Raw genomic sequence first — 1021 nt, forward strand, 5'->3', positions numbered from 1 at the left:
CTACATAATTTTAAACATTATGTACAAAAATGACAAAGTGATCAGACGGTATTCAGAACCTTTTAAACTGAAAATTTTAGACGAACTTACAACCGGAAAACTAAACAAAAGTCAACTCGGTAAAGCTTATGGAATCAATCCTACAACTATAAATGAATGGATTAGAAAATACAACCGTAAAGACTTAATGAACACCAGAATTAAAGTGGAAACAAAAGACGAAATTACACGGATTAAAACACTGCAAAAAGAGATTGAACAGCTTAAAAAGCTTCTGCTTAAAAAGGATCTCGATGCTATGATTGAAGAATCGTATCTAGAAGTCGCTGCTGAAAAACTAGGATACAAAACCGTGCAGCAACTTAAAAAAAACTAAATACGAAACCTTAATCAAGGCCAAAGTAAAAGCTGAGGGATTTGCTTCCTTATCTACTATATCTAATTGTTTTGACTTAAAACGTGATGCTTATTATAAATATAAGCGAAGAGCTGATAAACGTTTAAAACTAGAACAACAGATTATTGATATAGTTAGAAAAAAACGCAAATCCCTTCCTAGAGAAGGCGTGCGTAAACTTGAAAAATCATTGAAAGACGATTTTGCCAAAGCTAACTTAAAGGTCGGTAGAGACACTTTATTTAATGTTCTTAGAAAACATAACATGCTAACACTTAGAAAGAAATCTAGTTCCAGAACTACGAACTCTTACCATCGTTTCTATAAGTATAGTAACATTATTAAAGATATAGAAGTTACTAGGCCTAATCAAGTTTGGGTCTCGGATATTACCTATATCAGAACCGTAAAAGGATTCTGTTATCTAGCACTTATTACAGATATGTATTCTCGTAAAATTGTAGGCTACGACCTAAGTGATAGCCTAGAACTAAATGGATGTGTAAGAGCCCTTAATAAAGCTATTTATCAAGCCAATAACATCAAAGGTCTTATTCATCATTCAGACAGAGGGATACAGTATTGCAGCAATGTATACACTCAAATACTTAAAAGAAAAAAGAT

General features: G+C 32.5%; 2 protein-coding genes. Both read left to right on the forward strand.

Features of this window, described 5'->3' with window-relative positions; genetic code table 11:
* Positions 1–376: transposase (locus ADIWIN_RS18825; RefSeq protein WP_235047153.1), on the forward strand; the 376-nt coding region annotated here is incomplete at its 5' end.
* 211 nt (positions 377–587) lie between these two features.
* Positions 588–1021, forward strand: a 434-nt coding sequence (locus ADIWIN_RS18830) for a DDE-type integrase/transposase/recombinase (protein WP_152487298.1), incomplete at its 3' end; no start/stop codon positions are given.

Origin of the sequence: Winogradskyella psychrotolerans RS-3, assembly GCF_000427335.1 — a bacterium.
Lineage (GTDB): Bacteria > Bacteroidota > Bacteroidia > Flavobacteriales > Flavobacteriaceae > Winogradskyella > Winogradskyella psychrotolerans.